The organism is Sorangium sp. So ce426, assembly GCF_051475585.1.
In the GTDB taxonomy this organism is placed as follows: domain Bacteria; phylum Myxococcota_A; class Polyangia; order Polyangiales; family Polyangiaceae; genus Sorangium; species Sorangium cellulosum_B.
Window position 1 is genome coordinate 12,429,997 of record NZ_CP150341.1, and the last position, 25,264, is coordinate 12,455,260.

The following is a 25,264-nucleotide window of genomic DNA, read 5'->3' on the forward strand; positions in this document are numbered from 1 at the left end:
GATAGGCTAACGCCCGTGGCGCAGCCGACGCGCGGTGGGACATCGGAGCCTTCAACCGAGGATGGCCTGAGCCTCGCGCCTCCTCTGCGCGGCGACCTCGGCCAGCGCGCCGACGAGGAGCGCGCGACCGGGACCGCGCTTCCGTCTGCGCAGGAGCTCGCGATCGCGCTGCACGAGGTCTCCAACGCGCTCACGGTCATCGTGGGGTGCATCGAGCGCGCGCAGGGCGAGCAAGGCCCCGAGCTGGGCCGCGCGCTCGGCGTCGCCGCGTCCCGCGCGCACGACGCTCGCCGCCTGATCCGGCGGGCCATCGGCGCCGAGGGGCGTCCGGCCGGCGACGGCGAGGTCGCGTCGAGGCCGCTGGGGGAGCCGGCGCGCCTGATCGCCGACGTCATCGACGACGCCGTGATGGGGCTCGAGCCCGAGGCGCGCCGCTCGGCGATCGCGCTCCGCGCGGTGATCGCGCCCGCTGTCGCGCGCACCGGCGTGAGCAACGGCGCTGCGGTCGTGCAGATCTTGACGAACCTCCTGCTCAACGCCGTGGCGCTGTCGCCCCGCGGCTCGTCCGTCCGTGTCGATGCCAGGCTGGAGGGTGCCGCGGTCGTCATCGGCGTCGCGGACCAGGGGCCCGGCGTCCCGCCGTCGCGCCGAGCGACGCTGCTGAGCTCCGGCGTCTCCACGCGGCCTGGCGGAGCGGGCATCGGCCTCCGCCACTCCGCGGCGCTGGCGAGCGCTGCCGGCGGCGCGCTCGCGCTCGTGCCTTCGGAGGAAGGCGCTCGCTTCGAGCTGCGCTGGCCCGTCGAGGACACGCCGCCCGCCGACGCCCCGCCCGGCGAAGCAGGCGCCGAGGAAAAGCCGCCTGCGCCGCGGAACACGACGTCGCCGCCGCAGCACGGGACGATCCTCGATGGCGTCAGGATCCTGGTGGTCGAGGACGACGACGCGGTGGTGGATCTGCTCGACACGGCGCTCACAGCGCGCGGCGCGAGCATCGTCAGCGTGCAGAGCGCGGTCGAGCTCCCTGGGGCCCTCGCCTCCGGGCCGTTCCAGGCTGCGCTGCTCGACATCTCGCCGATCCAGCAGGACGTCCTCGGCACCGTCTCCGCCGTGCGCAGGGCCAACCCGGACGTGCGGCTCGTTGTCATGTCCGGCAGCGCCGGCGCCGATCCTCTCCCCGCGAACGCCGGCGTCTCCTGGGTGCGCAAGCCGTTCGAGATCCGCGAGATCGTCGAGGCGCTCGTCCGCTGAAGAGCCCGCGGGCGAGGTGCGCGCAGCGCTCCGCGCGGGTGCGGGCGTGCTCCTCTCGTGCGCGTGCGCGCTCCGGTCGCGCGCGCCGCCGTGGCAGCCGGCGATCGGTCGAGGCCGCGAGGCCGCCGCGCCGGGCTGACCAGCGCAGGCGCTGCGCCGTGGGACGACGTTGTGAGGATTAGCTTGACTTCCCCGGCCAGCTGGGTAGGTTCCGTCCCGCAACCGCACTCGCGAAGGTGGCGGAATTGGCAGACGCACTAGCTTGAGGTGCTAGCGGGTAACACCGTGGGGGTTCAAGTCCCCCCCTTCGCACTCCCTGTCTCTCTACTCTCGACGCCTCGTTCTCCCCTCCTCGTGCACAGCTGGCTGAGCGCATTCCCTCGGCTCGTGTGCGGTACCGGTGAGGCTGCCCCTGTGTCTTGACGGGGCCGCCCGGCTTCGGAGCGCGCGTCTGAGTCTCGACGGCTTGCCGTGGCACCGCTGAGCGCTCGTCTGCGCCCAGCTGGACGCACGGCGATGCACGCGGGCAGCACATGCCGCGCGGGGAGTGGCGCTCCGTTCGATACGGACGATGGTTCATGTCCCTATCGCACTGGCGTTGACGCCAATCGAGCCATCGGTCGTGAGCGCGAGGTGTCCGCGGCAGGGGGCTTTGAAGTCGGACCTACGCTGTTCGTGGAGGGTCCACGCAGCATGTTCCAGCGTGGAGTCCGGGGTGCCGCGATGACCGTGTCGCGCGCATTCCTGCTCAATCCTCCGTCCGGGCGCGCATCGACGGCGCGCGCAGGCTTGCATCGGTCGCCGAGCGGTCTGGTCGGGCTCGGCCGAACGCCTTCCTTGACGTCCGTCTTGTCCTCCCCCACGCTCGCATCGGATGTTCCGCCTCCGGCGACCCCATCGTGACCGCAGCGCGATCCTTCGCTGGATCCGCGCCGCGCTCCCGGTGCTGCTCGTCGTCGGTCTCATGGCGCAGGGCCACACCCTCCAGGCGCTCGGCATGACGATCGCTTGCGAGCACCCGATGATCGAGGCGTCGTCGGCCCATCACGAGGAGGACGCGGCGCCTGACAGCTCCCACGAGGACTGTCCGCCCAGCTGCAGCGACTGCGCTTGTGGCCGTATCCCCATGACGCTGTCCGTCGGCGCCGCGCTGCCCTACATCCTCCTGGAGGCGTACGAGATCGCCGCGTCGACGCTGCCGGAAATGCCAGGGCGCAGCCTCCTTCACCGCCTCGAACGGCCACCCCGACACCCGCGCGCCTGAGGCGCCCGCGTCAGGTGTCGCACCCGCGAGCACGGCAGCAGCGCACAGGCGCTTGAGCGCCCCTGCGCCGCGCAGCCGTGGGCTCGGCCCTCTCGCGCGATCCTGACCGGGCACAACCGCGGTTCTTCGCGCGAGCGCTCCACGCGCTCGAGGGCTGTCCGTCCATGTTCCGTCCCCCCGTGCGTCGTCTGTTCGTCGCTTCCTCGCTCGCCCTTCACCTCCTGTCGATCGCGCCCCCGGCGGCCCTCGCCGCAGAGCCGCCCCTCACCCGCGCCCGCGTCGCCGACCTCGCCCGCGCAGCCCCGAGCGCGCGCGTGGCCACGGCGGAGGTCGGCGTCGCCCGCGCAGCGACCTCGGCCGCAGGCGCGCTCTCCCTCGAGAACCCCGTGCTGACCGGCATGGGCGGCGTTCGGCTCAACCCCGACGGGAGCAAGCCGGCGGCCGCTTCGGCGTCCCTCGCGTGGCCGATCGAGCTCGGCGGCCAGCGAGGCGAGCGCATCGCAGCAGCGAAGGCCGAGCAGCGCGCCGCCGAGATCGGCGCCGAGGACGGCCGGCGCCGCGTCCTGCTCGCCGCCCTGCTCCAGCACGCCCTCGTGCTCCGGGGCGAGCGGCAGGTGCAGCTCGCCCGCGCCCGCGTCGCGCTCGCAGAGCGGCTCCACGCCGCCGCGGAGCGCCAGCGCAAGGCAGGCGAGGTGCCGGAGGTCGATGTCGCCCTGGCGTCGCTCCAGAGAGGGCGCGACCAGGCGGCCGCGAAGGCGGCGGAAGGCACGCGCGATGCCGACGAGGCGGCGCTCCTCGGCCTGCTCGGCCTCCCCTTGCGAGCGGCGCAGCCGCTGCCCCCGGTGGAGGGGCCCCTCGTGCCGCCTGACGATCCGCCGCCGCTCGCGTCGATCCTCGGCGACCTGGGGCGGCGCCCCGATGTCGGGGCCGCCGAGGCTTCGGTCGACGCCGCGCGGGCCAGGGCGGAGCGCGAGCGGGCGGCCGGGTGGCCCACCGTCAACGTCGTCGCCCAGGTCGAGCGCGACGACGGCGCGAACATCGGCATGCTCGGCCTCGCGATCCCGCTGCCGATCCTCAACGCCAACCGCGCCGGCGCCGCGACCGCCGCCGCGGAGATCGATGTCGCAGAGGCCCGCGCCGAGGCCGCGCGGACCGGCGCCGCGGGCCACATCACCCAGCTCTACGCGCGCTACAAGGCGACGAAAGAGGCCCTCCAGGCGCTGACACCGACGGCCACCCTGATGGAACAGGCGGCCGCGATCTCGGCGCGAGGGTACGAGCTCGGCGAGAAGGATCTCGCGAGCGTCCTCCTGGTGCGGCGTGAGGTCATCGACGCCGAGGCGGCGCTGCTGGAGGCCGAGCACGCCCACGCGGCGGCCAAGATAGAGCTCCTCGTCGCCGCGGGGAGGGCGCCCCGATGAGCGCTCCTCCGCGCAAGATCGAGCTTTCCCCGAAGGTGATCGCCACGATCGCCGCCGCGATCCTGGCGCTCGTCGTCGCGGCCGTCGCCATCACGGTGCGCGTCGAGCATCGACGCCACGGGCACGACCGCGAGGCCGGCCACGAGGAGCACGACGGGCATCGGCACGGCGAGGAGGAGGGAGCGCACGCCGATGGCCACGACGGCGATCACGATCACGACCACGGCGACGACCGCGCGGAAAAGCACGCGCCGGACGAGCCCGGGGAAGCGCACGCCCACGGCGACAGGCTCGAGCTGTCGCCCGCGATGATCCAGAACGCCGGGCTGGAGATGCTCACCGCCGGACCGGGCAACGTCGCGGTGACGGTCACCCTCCCCGGCGAGGTCGCGCTCAACGCCGAGGCCATCGCGCACGTCACGCCCCGCGTGCCGGGGACGGCGCGGGAGGTGAAGAAGCAGCTCGGCGACACGGTCACGCGAGGAGAGGTGCTCGCCGTGCTCGACAGCCGCGAGCTCGCCGAGCTCCAGCGCGAGCTCCTGGCGGCCAAGGAGCGCCTCTCCCTCGCCGAGGCGAGCTTCACGCGCCACGAGGCGCTCTGGAAGGAGCGCATCTCGGCCGAGAAGGAGTACCTCGCGGCCAGGCAGGCGGTCGCCGAGGCGCGGATCGAGCACCGCAGCGCCGCCCAGAAGCTCAGCGCCGCCGCGGGCTCGGGCGCGGGCAAGGGCAGCGGTTACGCGCTGGTCGCCCCCATCGACGGCACCATCATCGAGAAGCACATCGCCATCGGCGAGGTGCTCAAGGAAGACACCCAGGTCTTCGTGATCGCCGACCTGTCGACCATCTGGGTCAACGTCACCGTCTACGCCAAGGACCTCAGCCGCGCGCGGATCGGCCAGACGGCCTGGGTCAAGGCCGAGGGGATCGAGCAGAGCGCGCAGGGCACGCTGGCGTACCTGGGGCAGGTCGTCGATGAGCAGAGCCGCTCGGCCGTGGCCCGCGTCGTCCTAGAGAGCCCGGGCGCTGCGTGGCGCCCCGGGCTCTTCGCGACCGCCGACATCGCCGTCGAGGAGGCGGCCGCGCCCGTGGTCGTCTCCGACGAGGCCATCCAGCGGGTCGAGGGCAAGGACGTCGTCTTCGTCGAGGAGGGCGGCGCCTTCGAGGCCCGCCCCGTGAAGATCGGGCGCCGTGGCACGAGCGGGGGCGGGCCGCCCGGCGCCCCCGCCGCCGAACCGCGGCGCGGCGCGCCGGTCGTCGAGATCGAGGCCGGCGTCGCCGCCGGCGAGCGCTACGTCGGCAAGAACAGCTTCATCCTCAAGGCGGAGCTCGGCAAATCCGAGGCCGGACACCAGCACTGAGGAGCGCGAGGACCCCATGCTCACCTTGCTCTCGCGGCTCCTGTCCGTCTCGATCCGCCATCGCTTCCTCGTCGTCGCCATCACCCTCGCGGTCGGCGCGCTCGGGGCCTACAACTTCACCCGCCTGCCGATCGACGCGGTCCCGGACATCACCAACGTCCAGGTGCAGATCAACACGTCGGTCAAGGCGCTCTCCCCCGTGGAGGTCGAGCGCCAGATCACCTTCCCCATCGAGTGGGCCATGGGCGGGATCCCGGGCGTCCAGCAGGTGCGCTCGCTGTCCCGTTACGGGCTCTCCCAGGTGACGGTGATCTTCGAGGACGGCACCGACATCTACTGGGCGAGGCAGCTCGTGGCCGAGCGCCTCGGCGCCGCGAAGGAGAGCCTGCCGCCAGGGCTCGGCGAGCCGCAGCTGGGCCCCATCGCGACCGGCCTCGGCGAGATCTACATGTGGACCCTCGAGGCCGCGCCGGACGCCAGGCGGCCCGACGGCAAGCCGTACGACCTGACCGATCTACGCACGATCCAGGACTGGATCGTGCGGCCCCAGGTCCGGACCGTGCCGGGGGTGACGGAGGTCAACTCGATCGGCGGATACGAGCGGCTGTACCAGGTCTCGCCGGATCCGGCGAAGCTCGTCGGCTACGGGCTCTCGTTCCGCGACGTGCTCGAGGCCCTCGCGGCCAACAACGCCAACGCGGGCGGGGGGTACATCGAGCACAAGGGCGAGCAGTACCTCGTCCGCGCCACGGGCCTCGTGCAGAGCGAGGACGACATCCGGGGCATCGTCGTTGGCAACCACCGCGAGGCGCCGATCCGGATCGAGGACGTCGCCGAGGTCAGCGTCGGCCAGGAGCTCCGCACGGGGGCGGCCACCGAGGACGGAGAAGAAGCGGTCATCGGCACGGCCATCATGCTCGTCGGGGAGAACGGCCGCGCCGTCTCCAGGCGGGTGGACGACCAGATCAAGGCGGTGAACAAGTCGCTGCCCGCGGGCGTGACGGTCAAGACCGTCTACGACCGCACCTACCTCGTCGACGCCACCCTGAGCACCGTCAGGAACAGCCTTCTCGAAGGGGCGGCGCTCGTCGTCGTGGTGCTCTTCCTCCTGCTCGGCAACCTCCGGGCCGCGCTCATCGCCGCGCTCGCGATCCCGTTCTCGATGCTGATCGCCGTCACCGGCATGGTCGAGAGCAAGATCAGCGGCAACCTGATGAGCCTCGGCGCCATCGACTTCGGGCTCATCGTCGACGGCTCGGTGATCATCGTCGAGAACTGCGTGCGGCGCTTCGCCGAGGAGCAGCGCCGGCTCGGGCGGGCGCTCACCCGCGAAGAGCGGCTCGATCTCGCCTACGAGGCGTCCCAGGAGGTCCGCCAGGCGACGATCTTCGGTGAGCTCATCATCGCGATCGTCTACCTGCCCATCCTCACGCTGACCGGCATCGAGGGGAAGATGTTCCGGCCGATGGCGCAGACCGTCGTCCTGGCGCTCGCGGGGGCGACGATCCTGTCGATGACGTTCATCCCGGCGCTCGTGGCGCTGCTCCTCAGGGGCAACGTGTCGGAGAAGGAGAACCTCCTCTTTCACCACGCGAAGAACGCCTACGGGAGGGCGCTCGCCTGGGCGCTGTCCCACAGGCCGATCGTGGTCGCGATCGCGGGCGTCGCCCTCGCCGCCTCCGGCCTGGTCGCCGCGGGGCTCGGCAGCGAGTTCGCTCCCAAGCTGAGCGAGGGGGCGCTCGCGCTCCAGCCGGCGCGCATCCCGTCGATCAGCCTCACGACGAGCGTGGCCATGCAGGCGCAGCTCGAGCGCCTCCTCAGGGAGCGGTTCCCGGACGAGATCGAGCACGTCTTCGCCAGGACCGGGACGGCCGAGGTCGCGACCGATCCGATGGGCCCGAACGTCTCCGACACCTACCTGATGCTGCGGCCGCGGAGCGCGTGGAAGAAGGCGAAGACGCAGGAGGAGCTCGCCGAGGCCATCGAGGCGGTGATCCACGAGCTGCCGGGGCAGAACTACGAGTTCAGCCAGCCGATCGAGCTCCGGTTCAACGAGCTCATCAGCGGCGTGCGGAGCGACGTCGCGGTCAAGGTCTTCGGCGACGACCTCGGCGTGATGCTCGAGGAGGCGAGCAGGATCGGCGCGCTCCTCAAGGCGACGCCGGGCGCCGCCGACGTCAAGGTGGAGCAGGTCACGGGCCTGCCGGTGCTGACCATCGACGTGGATCGGCGCATGGTGGCCCGCTACGGGCTCAACGTCGCCGACGTGCAGGCGGTCGTCGAGGCCGCGATCGGGGGCGTGAGCGCCGGCGAGGTCTTCGAGGGGGACAAGCGCTTCGATCTGGTGCTCCGGCTGCCCGACTCCATCCGCCGCGACATCGGGGCGCTCGAGCGGCTCCCGATCCCGCTCCGGAGCAAGGGGGGCCACGCGACCGGACCGAGCGGCCCCACCATCGCCGCCGCGGCCGGCGCGCTAGAGCGGGCGGCGTTCGTGCCGCTCGGCGCGGTGGCGAAGATCGGCGTGGAGGAGGGCCCGAACCAGGTCAGCCGGGAGAGCGGCAAGCGCCGCGTCGTCGTCCAGTGCAACGTGCGCGGGCGCGACCTCGGCGGCTTCGTCGCCGACGCCGAGGCGCGGATCGACGCCGAGATCAAGCTCCCGCCGGGCTACTGGATGTCCTGGGGCGGCCAGTTCGAGAACATGCTCGCCGCCCAGCGGCGCCTCGCCGTGGTGGTCCCCGTGGCGCTCGGGCTGATCTTCGGCCTGCTCTTCCTCTCCGTCGGGACGCTCAGGAACGCCGCGCTGATCTTCACCGGCGTCCCGCTCGCGCTCACCGGCGGCGTCCTCGCGCTCTGGGGCCGCGGGCTCCCGCTCTCGATATCGGCGGCCGTGGGCTTCATCGCGCTCTCGGGCGTCGCCGTGCTGAACGGGCTCGTGATGGTGACGTTCATCGAGAACCTGCGGCAGCGCGGCGAGGCGCTCGACGACGCCGTGCTCCACGGCTCGATCGCGCGGCTCCGCCCCGTGCTCATGACGGCGCTCGTCGCGGCGCTCGGCTTCGTCCCGATGGCGCTCGCCACCGGCACCGGCTCCGAGGTGCAGCGCCCGCTCGCGACGGTCGTCATCGGCGGGATCCTCTCGTCCACGACGCTCACGCTCGTCGTCCTGCCGGTCCTCTACCGGCTGACCCATCGACAGGAGACCTCGACATGAACCGACCCTGGCTCGCCCTCGTTCTCTACGGGATCTACATCGCGCTCGCGTTCGGATGGCGCTCGCTCAGGCAGCTCCGCGCGACGGGATCGGCGGGCTTCCGCGGCATCTCGGGGCCACCCGGGTCGCTGCCGTGGCTCGGCGGCGTGCTCTTCGTGATCGCGCTCGTCCTGGGAGCGCTGGCCCCCGTCGCGGAGCTCGCGGCCTTCATCGGGCCCCTCGCCGATCCCGGCCCGCTCCTCGTCGGCCTCGGCGCGGCCATGACGATCTCGGGGACGCTCGGCACGCTCTGGTCCCAGGGCGCGATGGGCGCGTCCTGGCGCATCGGCGTCCGCGAGGCGGAGCGCACGGGCCTCGTCACCGGAGGCCCGTTCGCGGTGGTGCGGAACCCTGTCTTCAGCTTCATGATGCTGGCCGCGCTCGGGCTGCCGCTGATCCTCCCGAACGCGGCCGCGCTCGCCTCGCTCGTCGCGCTGGTCATCGCGATCGAGCTGCAGGTCCGCCTCGTCGAGGAGCCGTACCTCTCGCGCACCCACGGCGGCGCGTACGCGGCCTACTGCGCGAAGGTCGGCCGCTTCGTGCCCGGGATCGGCCGAGGGGGCTCGCCGCCGCCGCCCTGACGCCCCTCAGCTCGCCAGGGGCAGCGAGAAGTGGATCGTCGTCCCCTGGCCCGGGGCGCTCTCGACCGCCATCGTCCCGTGGTGCGCCTCGACGATGCCGCGCGCGATGTAGAGGCCCAGCCCTGCCCCGGTGCGCGACTCCTGCGAGGCCTTCCAGTAGCGATCGAAGAGGTGCGGCTGGTGCTCGGGCGGGATGCCCGGGCCCGTATCGGCCACCGAGAACCGCGCGCTGTCGGCGACCCGGCAGAGCGACACGCTCACGACGCCGCCCCGCGGCGTGAACTTCAGCGCGTTGCCGAGCAGGTTCGAGAAGACCTGGAGCACGCGATCCCGGTCGGCGAGGACCTCGAGGCCCGCGTCGAGCGTCCCCTGCGTCACCCGGCAGCCCTTCGCCTCCGCGAGCGACGTGGCGGCGTCGAGCGCCTCGCGGACGAGCGTCCCGCCCCGCTCCACCCTCGGCGACACGACGAGCCGCCCCGCCTCGATGCGCGACGCGTCGAGCAGATCCTCGATGAGCCGCGTCATGCTCTGGATGCCGCGGTCCATGCGGTCGACGAGCTGGACGGCGTCGTCGTCGTCGCCGCCGTCCTTCCGCTGGAGAAGATCGCTCCGCAGCAGCGACGCCGTGATCGCGATCGTGTTGAGCGGGTTCCGGAGATCGTGCGACACGATCGCCAGGAGGTCGTCGCGGGCGCGCGTCGCGGCCTGCGCCTCGTTGTAGAGCCGCGCGTTCTCCAGGGCGACGGACGCCGACTGCGCGAGCTGGGTGAGCAGCACCTCGTCGCTCTCCACGAAGGGGCCGTCGCGCCGGTCGAGCAGCTGGATGCTCCCGATGCACTGGCCGTCCCGGCCGCGCAGCGGCGCCGCGAGGAGCGAGCGCGGGTGGAGCTCCGCCGGCGCGCGCGAGAGCACGTCGGCGCACGTCGGATCGCTCGCGATCTCGTCGCCCGTCAGCCGGACGCCGGTGCTCCTCCGCTCGATCAGGCCGAGCGCGACCTCGCGGACGCCGTCGCGGTCCTCCCGCGCGGCGCACTCCTCGGACAGCGAGATGCCCGTCAAGGGCCGCTGCTCCACGCCCCGCGCCGAGAGCCGCGAGGCCGCGACGCCCGCGTCGAGCAGCGCGCGCGCCTCGTCGGTGGTGCGCTCGATCAGCTCGTTCAGCGAGAGCGACCGGTGGATGCGCAGCGTCGCCTCGGTGAGCTGCGCGAGCTGGTTCGCGTGGCGGGCGAGCGCCCTGCGCGCCTCCTCCTCGCGGCGCTCCGCCTCGCTCAGCCGCAGGACGTGGCGCAGGCTCTGCACCAGCCGCTCGGGCGTCAGCAGGTTCTTCGGCACGTAGTCCGCCGCGCCCCGCTTCATCAGATCGACCGCGAGCGACTCGTCGCCCTGCCCGGTCAGCATGATGAACGGCGCCGTGAGCTTCGCCTTGCGCGCCGCCTCGATCACCGCGAGCCCGTCGCCCCCGGGGAGGTAATAGTCGAGCAGCACGCAGTCGATCTGCTGCTCGTACAGCACCGCGAGCGCCGAATCGACGGAATCGGCCTCCCTGATCTCGGCGTCGACGCGGCCGCTCCGCAGCGCGCGCAAGATCGCGATCCGATCGACCGTGTCGTCGTCGACGACGAGGAGGCGAACCGACCTCGGGCTCAAGGCATCTCCACGAGCGTCCAGTACCGGTTCAGCGCCGTCATGAGCTCGACGAAGCTCATGAACGTCACCGGCTTGAGCAGGTAGCCGGCGACGTTCAGATCGTACGCGTCCACCTTGTCCCGATCGTCGTTCGAGGTCGTCAGCACGACGACGGGCGTCGCCCGCAGCGAGACGTCGGCCCGGAGCTCGCGGAGGAACTCGATGCCGTTCATCCTGGGCATGTTCAGGTCGAGCAGGACGAGGCGCCGATCCCTGGGCACCTGGTTGCCGCGCAGCAGATCGAGCCCCTCCACGCCGTCGCCCGCCACCCAGAGCGGGTTCGTGATCTTGCCCCTCTCGAACGCCCTCCGGACGTTCATCACGTCGACGGTGTCGTCCTCGACCAGGATAATATTCAGGAATTTACCGTCCATCCTCGTCCTCGTGGAGGGGCAAAGCGGAGGCTCGTTGATAGCATCAACCGCAGGCCGCGCGCAGGGGCTACGGCCAGCCACCACGCGTGCCGGCGCGGCCGACGAGGTGCGCGACCGCGGTCACCAGGCTGTTCGGCTCGATGGGCTTGGCCAGGTGCATCTGGAAGCCGGCGGCGATCGCCTGGCGGCGGTCCTCCATGCGCGTGTACGCGGTGAGCGCGAGCGCCGGTATGCCGCTCGCGGGGACGTCGGCCCCCAGGGCGCGCAGCCGCCGCATCATCGCGTAACCGTCCTCGCCCGGCATGCCGATGTCGCTCACGAGCACGTCGAACTCGCCCATGCGGAGCGCCTCGAGCGCCGCGCCCGCCGAGGCCGCTTCGCTCACCGTCGCGCCGGCGCGCACGAAGATGATGCCGAGCAGCTCGCGGGCGTCGGTCTCGTCGTCGACCACGAGGACCCGGATGCCCTCGAGCACGCGCCGCGCGGCGCCCCCCGGCGCCTCGCCGCCCCGGCGCTGCGGGGACGGCGGCGCCGCGGGCGCGTCGGCGCGGATCGGCAGCCGGACCCGGAAGCGCGCGCCCTTGCCCTCTCCGTCGCTCTCGGCGTGCACGCTGCCGCCCTGGGCCTCCGCCAGGTGACGCACGATGGCGAGGCCGAGCCCGAGCCCGCCGTGGGCCCGGGTCATCCCCCCGTCCGCCTGCCGGAACCGCTCGAACAGGAACGGCAGGAAGCTCTGCGGGATGCCCTCGCCGTTGTCCTCCACCTCGACCTCGAGCGTCGCCTCGACGCGCCGGGCGAGGGCCCGCACCTGGCCCCCGGACGGCGTGAACTTCACCGCGTTCGCGAGCAGGTTCCAGACGACCTGCTGGAGCCTCTCCGCGTCGCCGAGGAAGATGCCCACGTCGTCGGCGACGGAGGCGTCGACCGCGACGCCCTTCGCCAGCGCCGCCGGGCGCACCAGGTCGAGCGCCGTGGCGAGCACCTGCCGCACGTCGACCGGATCGGTCCGGAGCTGCAGCTTCCCCGCGAGGATCGTCGAGGCGTCGAGGACGTCCTCGATGAGCTGCGACTGCGCCTTCGCGTTGCGCTCGATCGTGGCGAGCCCCCGCTCGAGCGACTCGGCGTCCACCTCGCCCGTCCGGAGGATCCGCGCCCAGCCCAGGATCGACTGGAGCGGCGTCCTGAGCTCGTGCGACACCGTCGCGAGGAACTCGTCCTTGAGCCGGTTCAGCTGCTCGGCGTGCTGGCGCGCGCGCTGCTCCTGGTCGAGGAGCTGGGCGCGCTCGGCGTCGGCGCGCTTCTGCTCCGTGATGTCGTGGAACGAGAGGCCGACGCCGTCGCCCAGCGCCACCGCGATGGCGCGGAACGTCCGCGGCGCGCCCTCGTGCGCGCAGAAGAGCTCGACCCGGGCGGGCTCCCCGGTCTCCACGACGCGCGCGCACGCGTCGAACGCGCTCGCGAGCGCGCTGCCAGGGACCTCGACAAGGAGCCGCTTGCCCTCCAGATCCTTGCCCCGGCCCCCGACGATCGGCCCCGTGGCCGGGTTCACGTAGACCCACTCGAAGTCGGAGATCGCCCCGGACGCGTCGCGCACGCTGCGCAGCATCATGAACCCGTCGGGCGACGCCTCCTGCACGGTGCGGAACCTCGCCTCGCTCGCCCGCAGCGCCTGCTCGATCGACTTCCGCTCGGTGATGTCCGTCGCCGTGCAGGTGATGCCGACGATCTCGCCCGTATCATCGGCCAGCGGCTCGATAGAGACGTCGATGTGCTGGGTGCGCCCGCCGGCGCGCACCGCGATCTCGCGCCGCTGGCCGACGCCGCTGGCGAGCACGTCGCGCTTCGTCCGATCGAGCGACCTCGCGGCCTCCGGGTCCTCCAGCACCTCCCCGTCGGTCTTCCCGAGCACCTCGCGCTCGGACTTGCCGAACGAGTTGTGCATCCACGTGTAGCGCAGGTCCCGGTCCTGGGTGAACACCATGACCGGCGACCCCCGGAGCGCCTTGCGGAAGCGCTCCTCGTTCACGCGGAGCGCCTGCTCCGCGCGCAGGCGCTGGGCCACGCTCTGCTGGAGCTCGAGCGCGAGCCGCTCCGCCTTCCGGCGCGCGCCGATCTGCTCGGTCACGTCGAACGCCGTCACCATGACGCCCTCCACGGCGCCGCCCACGTCGTGCACCGGCTTGCACAGGACGTTGTACAGCCGCTCGACCGTCTCGCCGGTCCAGCGCGTGATCCGCACCGGGATCTCGCTCGCCACGCTCGGCTCGCCGCTCGCCAGGACGGCCTCGAGCTGCGCGTGCAGCGGCTGCCCGCGCAGCTCCGGGACCGCCTCGACGAGCGGCTTGCCGAGGAGATCGTCGCGGCCGACCATGCGGCAGAAGAGCGGGTTCGCGAGCTCGAACACGAGCGTCGCGCCCTTGAGGAAGCAGATCGGCGCGGGCGCCTGCGAGAGCAGCGAGCCGCTCCTGCCTCGCTCGATCTCGGTGCGCCTGCGCTCGGTCTCGATCGCCTCCAGCTGGAGCCGGGCGTGCTCGCTCACCGCCTGGGCGATGCCCGCGTCCACGCGCTCGGAGAGCGCCTCGATCTCCCGCAGATCCGGCGTGATCCCGGCCTCCTCCAGCTCGCGGAGGATGGATTGCCGGAGGACGCCGTACTCGCGGACCATCACGCCCAGGTCGAGCCCGTGCTCCCAGCGCATCTCGCCGTGCTCGCGCGCGGCCTCCTTGCTGCCGGCCGTCGACGCGCGTTGCTCCAGGCTGGCGGCCACCTCGTCGAGGAAGCTCGGCAGCGAGTTGATGATGAGCGGCTTCGGCATGTTGCGCACCGCCGCGCTTCGCTTGCGCAGCTCGCCCACGAACCGCTCGATGATGGCCTCGCGGCGGGTCCTGATGAGCGTGGAGAGCGGGATCGTCATGATCGGATCGTTCGCGTCGGGAGCCCGACCTCGGCAGACGTCGCCGTCAGGGGGCCTGGGCAGCGAGCGGCGAGCGATGGTGGGCGATCGGCGGCGCGGGTGGCATCGGCGAGCACGGTATCTTCGGAGAGCTGACCGAGCGCCACAAGGCGCACTGCCAGCGCGGCTCACCCCGCCTCGGACGGCCGGCCGCCACCCTCCTGAGACAGCCGCGGCCGGCTCTCCGTCGGCGTCGATCTCGACACCGGCCTTGAGCTGAGCCTGACTTCCACCTCGCCAGTACAAGCCCAGGCGCGAGCAAGCGTTGTGCCGAGATCGGCCAGCCGATGAACGAGAGGATGCGCGGTGCGCGACGTCACGAGTGAGGCAATTTGCCGCAGCTCCCCCGCCTGCCCGTGTCGCGCGTCGGCATCTGCAGCGAGCCGCCGGGGCGCCCGGGCGCTCCGCGGATCCGGGGAACTCGCGATGTCGCGGCACGTCGGCTGCAACGCCGTAACGCCGTAACGCGGTAACGACGTAACCGCTGCAATCGCTGCAACAACGCAGCATCGAAGCGCTGGAACACCGATCGACACAGTGATCCACCCAGTGATTCACCCAGTCATTCACCCGATGAGGAGGTTGTCATGCTCAGTTGGAGTGTCGCGTTCTTCGTCGTGGCGATCATCGCTGCGATCCTCGGCTTCGGCGGCCTCGCGGCGAGCGCCGCTTCGGTGGCGAAGTTGCTCTTCGTCATCTTCCTCATCCTGGCGGTCGTCTCCCTCGCGCTCGGCCGACGCGCCCCGACCTGACGCCATGCGGATCGCACGTGCTCGGAGGCCACGATCGGGGCGACATGCCTCGCCAGGACGAGCGGTATCCATGCTTCCGCATGGCACGTCTGTCGCAATGCCCGCGGATCGACCCATCTATCGCGCCATGAGGCCCATCTCGGGCGGCGTCGGTAGGGCGATCGTGACGCGCCGGGCGCTCGCCCGGACGCGAGGTCGCGCGTCGACCCCAGACCAGAGGAGATCATCATGTTGACCGTCCGAACATTCCTGCCTATCGCCATCGTCATGAGCGCCGTCGTGGGCTGCGAGTCTCCCACGGCGGACGCGCAAACCAAGGCCGAGCGCGCGCAGCGCGAGGCGCAGCAGAAGGCGGCGGAGGTCGCCACCGAGCTCGACAAGAAGGTCGCCGAGATCGACCAGAAGGCCGAGCGGGCCACCGACGACGCGCTCCGCGAGGCCGCGGAGAAGCTCAACAACGCGGCGGTCGAGGCCCAGGAGAAGACCGCAGAGGCCGAGGCGGAGCTGGCGAAGGCGCGCGCGGACGTGCGCGCGTCCACGTCGCGCAGGATCGAGGATCTCGAGAAGGATGCCGTCGAGCTCCGCGAAAAGGCCGAGAAGAAGCTGCCCAAGGACGAGGTCGGCAGGCTGATGAAGGACGTGGAGGACAAGTCGGAGGCGGTCCGCAGGAGCCTGCGCGACCTCGACACGGCGACCGGCGAGACGCTCGACCGGGTGAAACAAGGCGTCTACCAGCGCGTGGAGGAGCTGGATCGCGCGATCCAGGCGGTGAAGCGGCGCGTTTGATGCAGGCTCGCCTGGGCCCAGCAAGGCTCGACACGAGGAGGACATGATGGCGAATCAGAAGGCGACTCAGCAGACCCCGTCGGCGGACATCGAGGGAGAGGGCAACCGCACGGCCGATCGGCGTTACCGAGAAGGGGTGGAGAAGTCGGTGAAGGCCGGCAAGATCAAGGAGCACGCCGAGGAGGCCGCCCGCGCGCTCGACGGACCCGAGGGCGGCGAGCTGCGCGAAGCCGAGGAAGCTGCGCGGCGAGGTCAACCCAGCTGAACCGGGTGAGCAGCGATGATCCGCGAGCTCCGATGCAAAGCCTGTGGCCGCCGGTACGTCTTCGTGTCGACGGCGGCCACGCCCTGCCGGGCCTGCGGCTCGGCCCTCGACGAGGTGGAGCTCGAGCGCGGCGTTTACGAGCTCGTCACGAACGACGCGCGGAGCCCCGCCTCGACCGCTCCGTCGAGCCCGGCGGACCCCATGGTCCCCGAGGATCTCGGCTACGGCGAGTCCCATGGATATGGACCCGCGCACGGCGGCCCGACCGGCCCCGGCGACGCGCCCGCGACCGGCCCCTGATCCACCGCCGCCCGCCGGAGGAGGGCGCCGGCCGTCAGGCCGCCCTCGCCGTGCGGAGCGGGGCGTGGCTCGAGGCGTGGGGGCGGCGGGAGTGGGCGATGAGCGCCTCGAAGAGCTCCAGCATCTGCCGGCCGAGGCGCTCGTTCGTGTCCTCGGTCAGCTCCGCCTCGATCCTCGGCAAGAGGTCCCGCTCCTCCTCCTCGGCGTGGTGCGTGACGAGCTCCCTCAGGGTGGCCAGCCTGGCCTGGAAGCTCGGGTCCTCCGGCGCCGTGCCGACGACGCGGCGGATCTCGAACCGCGTGACCGTATGCTCCTCGCAAGCTCCGCCGATGAGGTCCGGCTCGACGGCGAGCAGCTCCGGGAAGAGGACCACCTGCTCGGCGAGCATGTGGGCGAGGAGGTGCTTGGTCAGCTCGTCCGTCGCTCCCCGGACATCGCCTGTGGTCGAGAGGGCCAGATCGAACAGCCTCTCGGCTTCGCGGTGTTGCCCCTTCAAGAGCTGTGTCGCCTTCATGCATTCTCCTCTCAAGGACCGGACGTCGGGTTGTTGTTCATCGAGGTGGCTGGGCCGCCGTTCATCGAGGTGGAAAGGAGCTCGTCACGCTCGCTCGCTCGCGACCAGCTCACGCAGCGGCTGAGGGCGAGGGCCCGCGGCGGCGCGCCGAGCTTCAGCGGGGTGATATCGCGCCGTCGCGCAGCGTCAGCGACGAGGCCCGCGAGCGCGGGAGCCCCCCTCCCGCCCCCTCTTCTGCATGAGGCGCACTCAAGCAATCACCGTGCCGATTAGGTTCATTCCGGATGCGAAGAGACGCTGGACACCGGACAGGGAATATCGATGTGGAATTTCGCCTCTCGCCATGGCTCCCGGAGCCCGGGCGAACTCGGCTGTTGCCTTCAGGCGGCGCCGTCTGATCGAGAGAGGCGCCGGTCCGCGGGGGACCGCGGCGATGCCTCGGTAGCGGCCCCTCGCCCCGCGTGACCCGCCGGAGGCGCGGCACGCGCCCCGACGAGGCGCGCCGCCGGCTCGCGCCGATCCACGGAGGAACGGCGGGTCGGTGAGCCCCCTACCGGCCGTGGCGCCTCCAGCGCAGCGGCGCTGACTGGCCCCCGTCGGCGGCGGACCGCTCGGCCGCTGCGCGCGGCCGGTGCCATCCAGGATGGGGCAAGAACGCGCACCTGTGGCGAAACGTCACGTTGGAAGGACGTCAGCGAGGAGCGGACTGGGCTTGATGGCGCGAACTCTCCGTGGCACGTTCCCTGCAAGTGCAGGCAGCGGTCGACCTTTAGAAGAGCTGCCGGGGAAGGACACGCGATGAGCGGCAGGATACTCGTCGTCGACGACGACGAAGCGACGTGTGATCTGGTCGAAGCCCTCCTCAAGAGGCAGGAGTTCTCCGTCGCGGCGCGCACCTCGGCCAAGAGCGCGCTCGAGCTGGTGAGCGAGGACGATTTCGACGTCGTGTTGACCGACGTCGGTATGAGCGAGATGAGCGGCCTGGAGCTCTGCGAGCGCATCCTCGGCGCCCGCCCCGACATGCTCGTCATCGTCATGACGGCGCTCGGGAGCATGGAGACCGCCATTTCCTCCATGCGCGCCGGGGCGTTCGACTTCGTCACGAAGCCGCTCGACGCGAACCTCCTCGGCCTGACGGTCTCGCGCGCCGTCCAGCACAGGCGCCTCCGCTCGGAGGTGAAGCGCCTGCGCGAGGCGGCCCACGACGTCCAGCAGACCAAGGGCCTCGTCGGGCGAAGCCCTGCGATGAAGCGCGTCTACGATCTGATCGGCCGCGTCGCGCGGAGCGACGCCTCGGTCCTCGTGCACGGCGAGACGGGCACCGGCAAGGAGCTCATCGCGCGGGCGATCCACGAGGCCAGCGGCCGGTCCGGCCCCTTCGTGGCGGTCAATTGCGCCGCGGTGCCCCAGGCGCTCCTCGAGAGCGAGCTCTTCGGCCACGCGCGCGGCGCCTTCACCGACGCCAAGACCCAGCGCACCGGCCTGTTCCTGGAGGCCAGCGGCGGCACCATCTTCCTCGACGAGATCGGCGAGATGCCGCTCGAGGTCCAGCCGAAGCTGCTCCGCGCGCTGCAGGAGCGCAAGGTGCGGCCGGTGGGCTCGAACGCCGAGATCCCCTTCGACGCCCGCATCGTGACGGCGACGAACCGCGATCTCGAGACCGAGGTGTACGAGAAGCGGTTCCGCGAGGACCTCTACTACCGGGTCAACGTCGTGAAGATCGACCTGCCGCCCCTGCGGGAGCGCGGCACCGACGTGCTCCACCTCGCGATGCACTTCCTCGAGAAGTTCTCGTCCCGCAGCAGCAAGGGCGTGCTCTCGCTCTCGACCGCGGCCGCGGAGAAGCTCACGGCGTACAACTGGCCGGGCAACGTGCGCGAGCTCGAGAACAGCATCGAGCGCGCGGTGGCGCTGGCGCGCTTCGAGCAGATCACGGTCGAGGACCTGCCGGAGAAGGTCCAGGCCTACCGGCCGGACCGCTTCGTCGTCGCCGTCGACGAGCCGGCGGAGATCATGACGATGGACGAGCTCGAGAAGCGCTACATCAAGCGCGTGCTCGCGCTCGTCGGCGGCAACAAATCGCGCGCCGCCCAGATGCTCGGGTTCGATCGGCGGACGCTCTACCGCAAGCTGGAGCGCTACGGGGAGCAGGACGGCTCGGGCGGGGACGAGGGCCCGGACAAGGACAAGGCGGCCTCTTCGCCGGGCTCGGCGAGCTCCTCGTTGAGCTGAGGCGGGACGCGAGGCGAGGCGTAACGAATGAGCGAAAAGGCGCTGTCCGACTCGATTTACAGGCTGTTCGCGCGCGCGGGGCACGACGTGCGCGGGCCCGCCGGGGTGGTGGCCACGGCGCTCAACGAGCTGGAGAGCGTCCTCGGGGGCGAGGCCACCGCCCAGAACGCGGCGTACTTCACCATGGCGCGGCGGGGCGTGCGCCGCCTGCTGCGCCTCGCCGACCGCTACACCGCCGCGTCCGAGCTGTCGCGGCAGCTCGACGCCCCGGCGCAGCCGCTCGACCTCGAGGCGCTCGTCCAGAAGGCCGTCGCGGAGGCGTCGTTCGTCTACGGGCGGCGCGACGTCACGGTGGCGCTCGACCTCGTCCCTGTGCGCGGCTTCGCGCACGCCGCGTCGATGACCGCGGCGCTCTCGGACGCGCTCATGCTCGCCCTGAACGTCGCCCGCGCGCGGGTCGTCGTTGCGCTCGCGGCCCACGGCGATCGCGCGCGGGTGGTGGTGACGAGCGACTCGAGCGCGGCCTCGGTGGAGAAGCTCTTCGAGGCGGCGCTCGCGCCGGACGCGGATCCGCTCGCCGACGGCGGGCTGCCCGTCCGGGTGATCGACGGCGTGCTCAAGGCGCACGGCGGCGAGGCGCGGGCCGACCGCGTCGGCGCGGAGACGCAGATCACCCTGGAGTGGCCGCTGAACGCGGCCGATCGCAAGGCGGGGGCCTGATGAGCGCGGAGCTGCCGCAGGTGCTGGTGCTCGACGACGACGACGACACGGCGGCGCTGCTCGGCATGGCGCTCCGCCGCCGCGGCTTCCGCGTGCTCGTGGCGCGCTCGTGCGAGGAAGGGCGCTCGACGCTCGCCGCGAGCGCGGTCGACGCCCTGGTGACGGACGTGTCGCTCCCCGACGGCAGCGGCGTCGAGCTTGTCGCGTCGCTCGTGGACAGGCCGCGGGCGGTGATCGTCGTGAGCGGATTCGGCGGGGACGACGATCGCGAGAAGAGCCGGACGGCCGGCGCTCACGCGCACATGGTCAAGCCCATCGACGTGGCCCGGCTCGTGGCCACGCTCAACCAGCTGCTCGGGCGGCCCAGCTGAGCGGGCCGCCGGCGGTCCCGCGCCGCGCGCCGGCCACCCCGGCGCGCGGCGCAGGGCGGCCGCGGGCTCGCCGCACTTGTCGCCGCACTTGTCGCCGCACTTGTCGCCTCACTTGTCGCCTCACTTGTCGACTGACGCGTAGAACGAGACGCCCCGCCGGTTCTCGTCGAGGCGGAGCGGGTGCTGCAGCGCCGGCAGCGCGCGCTGGGCGCAGTCGAGGCGCTCGCAGGTCCGGCACGTGACGCCGACGGGCACGGCCGCGCCGATGTTGTCCAGGTCGATCCCGTCGGCGTAGACGAGCTCGCGGGCATAGCGGACGTCGCAGCCCATGCCGATCGACTGCACCGTGTGGGGGACGTGGTAGCCGCCGCGGTCGCTGCGCACGGTGCGCGCGATGCAGAAGTAGACGGCGCCGTCGGGCATCTGCGAGAGCTGGATCCGGATCATGCCGGGCGTCATCAGGGCGGCGTGGACGTTCCAGCGGGGGCACGCGCCGCTGAACCGCGCGAACCGTATGCCGGAGCCGCTGAAGCGCTTCGAGATGTTGCCCGCGATGTCGATGCGGACCATGTGCATCGGCACCCCCTCGGCGCCCGGCCGGCGGAGCGTCGTCAGCCGGTGGCACACCTGCTCGAAGCTCGTGCCGAACCGGTGCGCGAGGAGCTCGATGTCGTAGCGCTCGGCGCGCGCCGCCTCCAGGAACGGCTGGTACGGCATGAGGATCGCGGCGGCGAAGTAGTTGGCCAGCGCGACGCGGGCGAGCGCGCGGGACTCCGGGGTCGTGAGGTTCTCGTCGCGCAGGATGCGGTCGATGGCCGTCGATTGCGTCAGGAGGCCGAGCTGGTGCGCGAGCTGGAACCTGCGGCTCCGGGGCGGCAGCACCTCGGAGATGCTCAGCACGCGCCTGTCGGGGTCGTACCGCCGCATCGCCTGGCGCTCGTCCGCGACCCGGACGATGCGCACCTCGATGCCGCGCGTCGCGTGGAGGTACCGGACGAGCCCGCGGTAGACGTCGTCCGCGTCGAGCTCCGCCTCGCGCCAGAGCGCCTCGGCGCCTTCCTCGAGCTCCGCGAAATGGTTCATCCGGCGCTGGATGAGATCGCTGACCTCCTCGGACGGTAGACGCGAGTTGTCGACCGCGACGAACCCGTCCCCCGCCAGCCGCTCTCCCAGCGTATCCAGCGATTCGCGCGTCGTCGCGTAGGTCCGGTAGAGCGTGAGCACCGCGCGCGCGACGTTCGGGGACGCCGCGACGAGCTCCCGCAGATCCGCGTTCGTCAGCCCGTGGCTCTCGAAGATGGGATCGCCGAACACCTCGTGGAGATCGGCCGTGAGCCGGACGTCCTCTTCCGACGCGAAGTTCTGGAGGTCGAGCTGGAATATCTGGGCGAGCCGGATGAGCAGCGGCGCAGTCAGCGGACGCCGGTTGTTCTCTATCAAGTTCAGATAGCTCGCCGAGACACCGAGGCGCTCCGCCAGATCGACCTGCGTCATGTGCTCGCGACGCCGGAGCGCGCGGACCTTGGCTCCGAGAAGAGGTGCATCGGCCATGAGGACCCTCCCGACGTGACCAGGACAACCTGGATGAAATGTAGGCGCAGCTCGCCTGGTGGAAATTTACAATAGTTTACACGTTAACACGCTGTAAAGCCCTTTCGTCTACATCGTTATCCGCCTGCATTTCAGAGCGAAGTTGACGCTGAAACCTCGTCGACAAACATAGGTTGCTTGTAACGACGCGCAGCGTTGCAGGAGATGTGGATGAGCCAGAATCATGAGACCGCAAGCGTCCGCTTGCTCGCTCCTCGGGTCGGGGGAGACGAGTCCGTCCTCACGCCAGAGGCCCTTCGTTTCCTCTCCGGTCTTGGGCGCAAGTTCGCTGACCGGGTACCCGCCCTGCTCGCCCGGCGGCGCGCCGTGCAAGAGCGGCTGGACGCGGGCGAACGGTTCGATTTTCTCCCCGAGACGCGGGATGTGCGCGAGGGCGACTGGACGGTGGCGCCGCTGCCCGACGACCTGCTCGACCGGCGCGTGGAGATCACGGGTCCGGTCGATCCCAAGATGATCATCAACGCGCTGAACTCGGGCGCGAGCGTGTTCATGGCCGATTTCGAGGACGCCACGTCGCCCACGTGGAAGAACCTCATCGAGGGGCAAGCGGCGCTGAGGCTCGCGGCGCGGCGCGAGCTCCGTTACGACGACCCGGCGACCGGCAAGCGGTACGCCCTCGGAGACAGGCTGGCGACGCTGCTCGTGCGCCCGCGCGGCTGGCACCTCCCCGAGAGGCACGTCGAGCTCGACGGCAAGCCGCTGCCAGGCGGGCTCTTCGATTTCGGACTCTATTTCTTCCACAACGCGCGTGAGCTCGTCCGCCGCGGTACCGGGCCTTACTTCTATCTGCCGAAGATGGAGAGTCACCTGGAGGCGCGCCTCTGGAACGACGTCTTCGTTTTCGCGCAAGAGGCGCTCGGCCTCCCCATCGGCACGATCAAGGCCACGGTCCTCATCGAGACGCTGCCCGCGGCGTTCGAGATGGACGAGATCCTCCACGAGCTCCGGCAGCACTCGGCCGGCCTCAACTGCGGTCGCTGGGACTACATCTTCAGCTTCATCAAGAAGCTCCGGAACGACCCCGCCTGCGTGATGCCGGACCGCTCGCAGGTGACGATGGAGCAGCATTTCCTGCGCTCGTACACGCAGCTGCTCGTGAAGACGTGCCACCGCCGCGGCGTCCACGCGATGGGCGGCATGGCGGCGCAGATCCCGATCAAGAGCGACCCGGAGGCGAACCGCGCGGCGCTCGACAAGGTGCGCGCCGACAAGCTGCGCGAGGTGAAGGACGGACACGACGGCACCTGGGTCGCGCACCCGGGGCTCGTGCCGCTCGCGCGCGAGGTGTTCGACGCGCACATGCCCGCTGCGAACCAGATCGAGCGCAAGCGCGAGGACGTCCGCGTCTCGGCGGCCGACCTGCTGCGCGTCCCGGAGGGCGCGCGCACCGAGGCCGGCCTGCGCCACAACATCCGGGTCGGCGTCCAGTACCTCGAGGCGTGGATCAGCGGCCTCGGCTGCGTCCCGCTCTACAACCTGATGGAGGACGCGGCCACCGCGGAGATCTCCCGCACCCAGGTCTGGCAATGGATCCGCCACGGGGCGACGCTCGACGACGGCCAGCGGCTCACCGTGGAGCGCTTCCGCGCGGCGGTGGACGGCGAGATGGCCGCGCTCCGCGGCGCGCTCGGCCCGTCGCGCTTCGACGGCGGCCGCTTCGCCGAGGCGCGCGCGCTGTTCGAGCGGCTCTCGATCGGAGAGACCTTCGAGGAGTTCCTCACGCTGCCTGCTTACGAGCTCTTGATCTCCACCGCCGGAGAGCGGCGCTCGTGACGCCCGGCGCGCTTCGTTTGACGTCGACACAGCGGCCGCTGCCGCCCCCAACCCCAACGCACTAGGAGCCCAGTCATGTCCGCTGCTTTCCCGCTGAACACGCCGATCTCCGCCGACTCGCTGCACGCGCCGCCGAGCGACACCGTCCCGGGCCGGTGGAGCGGCGTCGTCCGCCCGTACTCCGAGGCGGACGTCGCGCGCCTCCGCGGCACCGTCCGTATCGACTACACGCTCGCGACCCTCGGCGCCAAGCGGCTCTGGAACCTGATGCACGCCGAGCCCTACGTGGCGGCGCTCGGCGCCCTCACCGGCAACCAGGCGATGCAGCAGGTCCGGGCCGGGCTCAAGGCCATCTACCTGAGCGGGTGGCAGGTGGCGGCCGACAACAACGAGGCCGGGACCATGTACCCCGACCAGAGCCTGTACCCGGCGAACAGCGTCCCGACGCTCGTGCGCCGCATCAACCAGGCGCTCCTCCGCGCCGACCAGATCGAGAGCGCCGAGGGCAAGGCGGGGCGCTACTGGCTCGCGCCCATCATGGCCGACGCGGAGGCGGGCTTCGGCGGGCCGCTCAACGCCTTCGAGCTGATGAAGGCCATGATCGAGGCGGGCGCCTCGGGCGTTCACTTCGAGGACCAGCTCGCCTCCGAGAAGAAGTGCGGGCACATGGGCGGCAAGGTCCTCGTCCCGACCAGCCAGTTCATCCGCACGCTGATCGCGGCCCGCCTCGCCAGCGACGTCATGGGCGTACCGACCGTCCTCGTGGCCCGCACGGACGCCGACAGCGCCAAGCTGATCACGTCCGACGTCGACCCGCGCGACAGGCCGTTCGTCACGGGCGAGCGCACGCCCGAGGGCTTCTTCGTGCTGAAGGGCGGCCTCGAGGCGGCCATCGCGCGCGGGCTCGCGTACGCGCCCTACGCGGACCTCGTCTGGTGCGAGACCTCGACGCCGGACCTCGATCAGGCGAAGCGCTTCGCGGAGGGGATCCACAAGCAGTTCCCGGGCAAGCTGCTCGCCTACAACTGCTCGCCTTCGTTCAACTGGAAGAAGCACCTCGACGACGCGACGATCGCCCGGTTCCAGCGCGAGCTCGGCGCGATGGGGTACAAGTTCCAGTTCGTGACCCTCGCCGGGTTCCACTCGCTGAATCACAGCATGTTCGAGCTCGCCCGCCAGTACCAGCGCCGGGGGATGGCGGCGTACTCCGAGCTCCAGCAGGCCGAGTTCGCCGGCGAGCAGTTCGGCTACAGCGCGACCCGCCACCAGCGCGAGGTCGGGACGGGCTACTTCGACGAGGTCGCTCAGGTGATCTCGGGCGGCGCTGCGTCCACGCTGGCCCTCCACGAGTCCACCGAGGCCGCCCAGTTCTGAGCGCCCGCGCGGGCGTGCGCCGTCCGTCGCGCACGCCCGCGCCTGCCGGCCGCGGCGCCCCCCCAAGAAGTGGTCCCGGCGCGCGCCCGGGCAGCAGGCGCGGCTCGGCTACGCCGGGTTCGTCACCTGTCGCGACGTGGTGAGAGACGAGGCCACAGGAGAGGTCGTCGAGCTCCGCCGCACGTACGAGCGCCCCCACGAAGAGCGGTGACGCGCCCGACGGCCGCAAGCCGAAGGGAACGTCGCTCTGGGTCTCGGCCGCCCATGCGCTCACCGCCGAGGCCCGGCTCCACGACCGGCTCGTCGCGGCCGAGCGGCCCGACGCGGTCGAAGGGGGGAAGGGATTTCCTGGAGAACTTGAATCCTGGTTGGCTGGTTGCCCTGAGCGGGTGTCAGGTGGAACCGAGCCTGTCCACGGTCGAGAAGGCGCC

The 25,264-nt window shown here is 71.6% G+C and carries 20 protein-coding genes and 1 tRNA gene; 16 read left to right on the forward strand and 5 right to left on the reverse strand.

Going from position 1 to position 25,264, the window contains the following annotated elements; genetic code table 11:
* Positions 1–15 precede the first annotated feature (15 nt).
* The 7 genes from WMF44_RS46645 to WMF44_RS46675 all read left to right on the forward strand — a co-directional run bounded on the left by WMF44_RS46645 (position 16) and on the right by WMF44_RS46675 (position 9,122).
* Positions 16–1,248, forward strand: a complete 1,233-nt coding sequence (locus WMF44_RS46645; RefSeq protein ID WP_437296499.1) for an ATP-binding protein — start codon at positions 16–18, stop codon at positions 1,246–1,248.
* Between the two features lie 230 nt (positions 1,249–1,478).
* Positions 1,479–1,560: transfer RNA gene (locus WMF44_RS46650), tRNA-Leu, on the forward strand.
* Positions 1,561–2,122: 562 nt separating this feature from the next.
* Complete coding sequence (locus WMF44_RS46655; protein ID WP_437296500.1) at positions 2,123–2,512, forward strand: hypothetical protein; 390 nt, start codon at positions 2,123–2,125, stop codon at positions 2,510–2,512.
* Positions 2,513–2,676: 164 nt separating this feature from the next.
* Positions 2,677–3,933: a TolC family protein gene (locus tag WMF44_RS46660; protein WP_437296501.1), complete on the forward strand. Its 1,257-nt coding sequence runs from the start codon at positions 2,677–2,679 to the stop codon at positions 3,931–3,933.
* Positions 3,930–5,291, forward strand: coding sequence for an efflux RND transporter periplasmic adaptor subunit (locus WMF44_RS46665; RefSeq protein ID WP_437296502.1), 1,362 nt, complete (start codon positions 3,930–3,932; stop codon positions 5,289–5,291). The genes WMF44_RS46660 and WMF44_RS46665 overlap by 4 nt, the downstream gene beginning before the upstream one ends.
* Before the next feature lie 16 nt (positions 5,292–5,307).
* On the forward strand, positions 5,308–8,502 hold the full coding sequence (locus WMF44_RS46670) for an efflux RND transporter permease subunit (protein ID WP_437296503.1): 3,195 nt from the start codon (positions 5,308–5,310) through the stop codon (positions 8,500–8,502).
* Entirely contained in the window at positions 8,499–9,122 is a 624-nt protein-coding gene (locus tag WMF44_RS46675; protein ID WP_437296504.1) for a methyltransferase family protein, read from the forward strand. The genes WMF44_RS46670 and WMF44_RS46675 overlap by 4 nt, the downstream gene beginning before the upstream one ends.
* Before the next feature lie 6 nt (positions 9,123–9,128).
* On the opposite strand, the gene WMF44_RS46680 is transcribed toward WMF44_RS46675, so the two are convergent.
* From WMF44_RS46680 to WMF44_RS46690, 3 genes are all read right to left on the reverse strand, one after another.
* Positions 9,129–10,769 (reverse strand): ATP-binding protein, encoded by a 1,641-nt coding sequence (locus tag WMF44_RS46680; protein WP_437296505.1) that lies wholly within the window; start codon positions 10,767–10,769, stop codon positions 9,129–9,131.
* The gene (locus WMF44_RS46685; RefSeq protein WP_437296506.1) at positions 10,766–11,182 is read right to left on the reverse strand and encodes a response regulator; all 417 of its coding nucleotides are present in this window, start codon (positions 11,180–11,182) and stop codon (positions 10,766–10,768) included. The genes WMF44_RS46680 and WMF44_RS46685 overlap by 4 nt, the downstream gene beginning before the upstream one ends.
* A gap of 67 nt (positions 11,183–11,249) precedes the next feature.
* Positions 11,250–14,096 carry a PAS domain-containing hybrid sensor histidine kinase/response regulator gene (locus WMF44_RS46690; RefSeq protein ID WP_437296507.1) on the reverse strand — a complete coding sequence of 949 codons (2,847 nt, stop codon included), beginning with the start codon at positions 14,094–14,096 and terminating at the stop codon, positions 11,250–11,252.
* A gap of 626 nt (positions 14,097–14,722) precedes the next feature.
* On the opposite strand from WMF44_RS46690, the gene WMF44_RS46695 reads away from it, so the two are divergent.
* From WMF44_RS46695 to WMF44_RS46710, 4 genes are all read left to right on the forward strand, one after another.
* Positions 14,723–14,887 carry a DUF1328 domain-containing protein gene (locus WMF44_RS46695; RefSeq protein ID WP_437296508.1) on the forward strand — a complete coding sequence of 55 codons (165 nt, stop codon included), beginning with the start codon at positions 14,723–14,725 and terminating at the stop codon, positions 14,885–14,887.
* Positions 14,888–15,115: 228 nt separating this feature from the next.
* Positions 15,116–15,673, forward strand: a complete 558-nt coding sequence (locus WMF44_RS46700) for a hypothetical protein (RefSeq protein ID WP_437296509.1) — start codon at positions 15,116–15,118, stop codon at positions 15,671–15,673.
* A gap of 43 nt (positions 15,674–15,716) precedes the next feature.
* On the forward strand, positions 15,717–15,938 hold the full coding sequence (locus WMF44_RS46705) for a hypothetical protein (protein WP_437296510.1): 222 nt from the start codon (positions 15,717–15,719) through the stop codon (positions 15,936–15,938).
* A gap of 15 nt (positions 15,939–15,953) precedes the next feature.
* Positions 15,954–16,238 carry a hypothetical protein gene (locus tag WMF44_RS46710; RefSeq protein ID WP_012241329.1) on the forward strand — a complete coding sequence of 95 codons (285 nt, stop codon included), beginning with the start codon at positions 15,954–15,956 and terminating at the stop codon, positions 16,236–16,238.
* 34 nt (positions 16,239–16,272) lie between these two features.
* Here the strand turns inward: WMF44_RS46710 and WMF44_RS46715 are convergent, their stop codons facing one another.
* Positions 16,273–16,752 carry a hemerythrin domain-containing protein gene (locus tag WMF44_RS46715; RefSeq protein ID WP_437296511.1) on the reverse strand — a complete coding sequence of 160 codons (480 nt, stop codon included), beginning with the start codon at positions 16,750–16,752 and terminating at the stop codon, positions 16,273–16,275.
* A 798-nt stretch (positions 16,753–17,550) separates the two neighbouring features.
* Here WMF44_RS46715 and WMF44_RS46720 point away from each other — a divergent pair.
* The 3 genes from WMF44_RS46720 to WMF44_RS46730 are packed head-to-tail and all read left to right on the forward strand — an operon-like array spanning position 17,551 to position 20,075.
* Positions 17,551–18,984: a sigma-54-dependent transcriptional regulator gene (locus WMF44_RS46720; protein WP_272096441.1), complete on the forward strand. Its 1,434-nt coding sequence runs from the start codon at positions 17,551–17,553 to the stop codon at positions 18,982–18,984.
* Between the two features lie 27 nt (positions 18,985–19,011).
* The gene (locus WMF44_RS46725) at positions 19,012–19,704 is read left to right on the forward strand and encodes a histidine kinase (protein ID WP_437296512.1); all 693 of its coding nucleotides are present in this window, start codon (positions 19,012–19,014) and stop codon (positions 19,702–19,704) included.
* Positions 19,704–20,075, forward strand: coding sequence for a response regulator (locus tag WMF44_RS46730; protein WP_437296513.1), 372 nt, complete (start codon positions 19,704–19,706; stop codon positions 20,073–20,075). The genes WMF44_RS46725 and WMF44_RS46730 overlap by 1 nt, the downstream gene beginning before the upstream one ends.
* Positions 20,076–20,195: 120 nt before the next feature.
* Here the strand turns inward: WMF44_RS46730 and WMF44_RS46735 are convergent, their stop codons facing one another.
* The gene (locus WMF44_RS46735; RefSeq protein WP_437296514.1) at positions 20,196–21,626 is read right to left on the reverse strand and encodes a helix-turn-helix domain-containing protein; all 1,431 of its coding nucleotides are present in this window, start codon (positions 21,624–21,626) and stop codon (positions 20,196–20,198) included.
* Between the two features lie 210 nt (positions 21,627–21,836).
* Between WMF44_RS46735 and aceB the strand changes: the two genes are divergently transcribed.
* Entirely contained in the window at positions 21,837–23,459 is a 1,623-nt protein-coding gene (gene aceB, locus WMF44_RS46740; RefSeq protein WP_437296515.1) for a malate synthase A, read from the forward strand.
* Between the two features lie 75 nt (positions 23,460–23,534).
* Positions 23,535–24,833 carry an isocitrate lyase gene (gene aceA, locus WMF44_RS46745; RefSeq protein WP_437296516.1) on the forward strand — a complete coding sequence of 433 codons (1,299 nt, stop codon included), beginning with the start codon at positions 23,535–23,537 and terminating at the stop codon, positions 24,831–24,833.
* Positions 24,834–25,264: the final 431 nt, after the last annotated feature.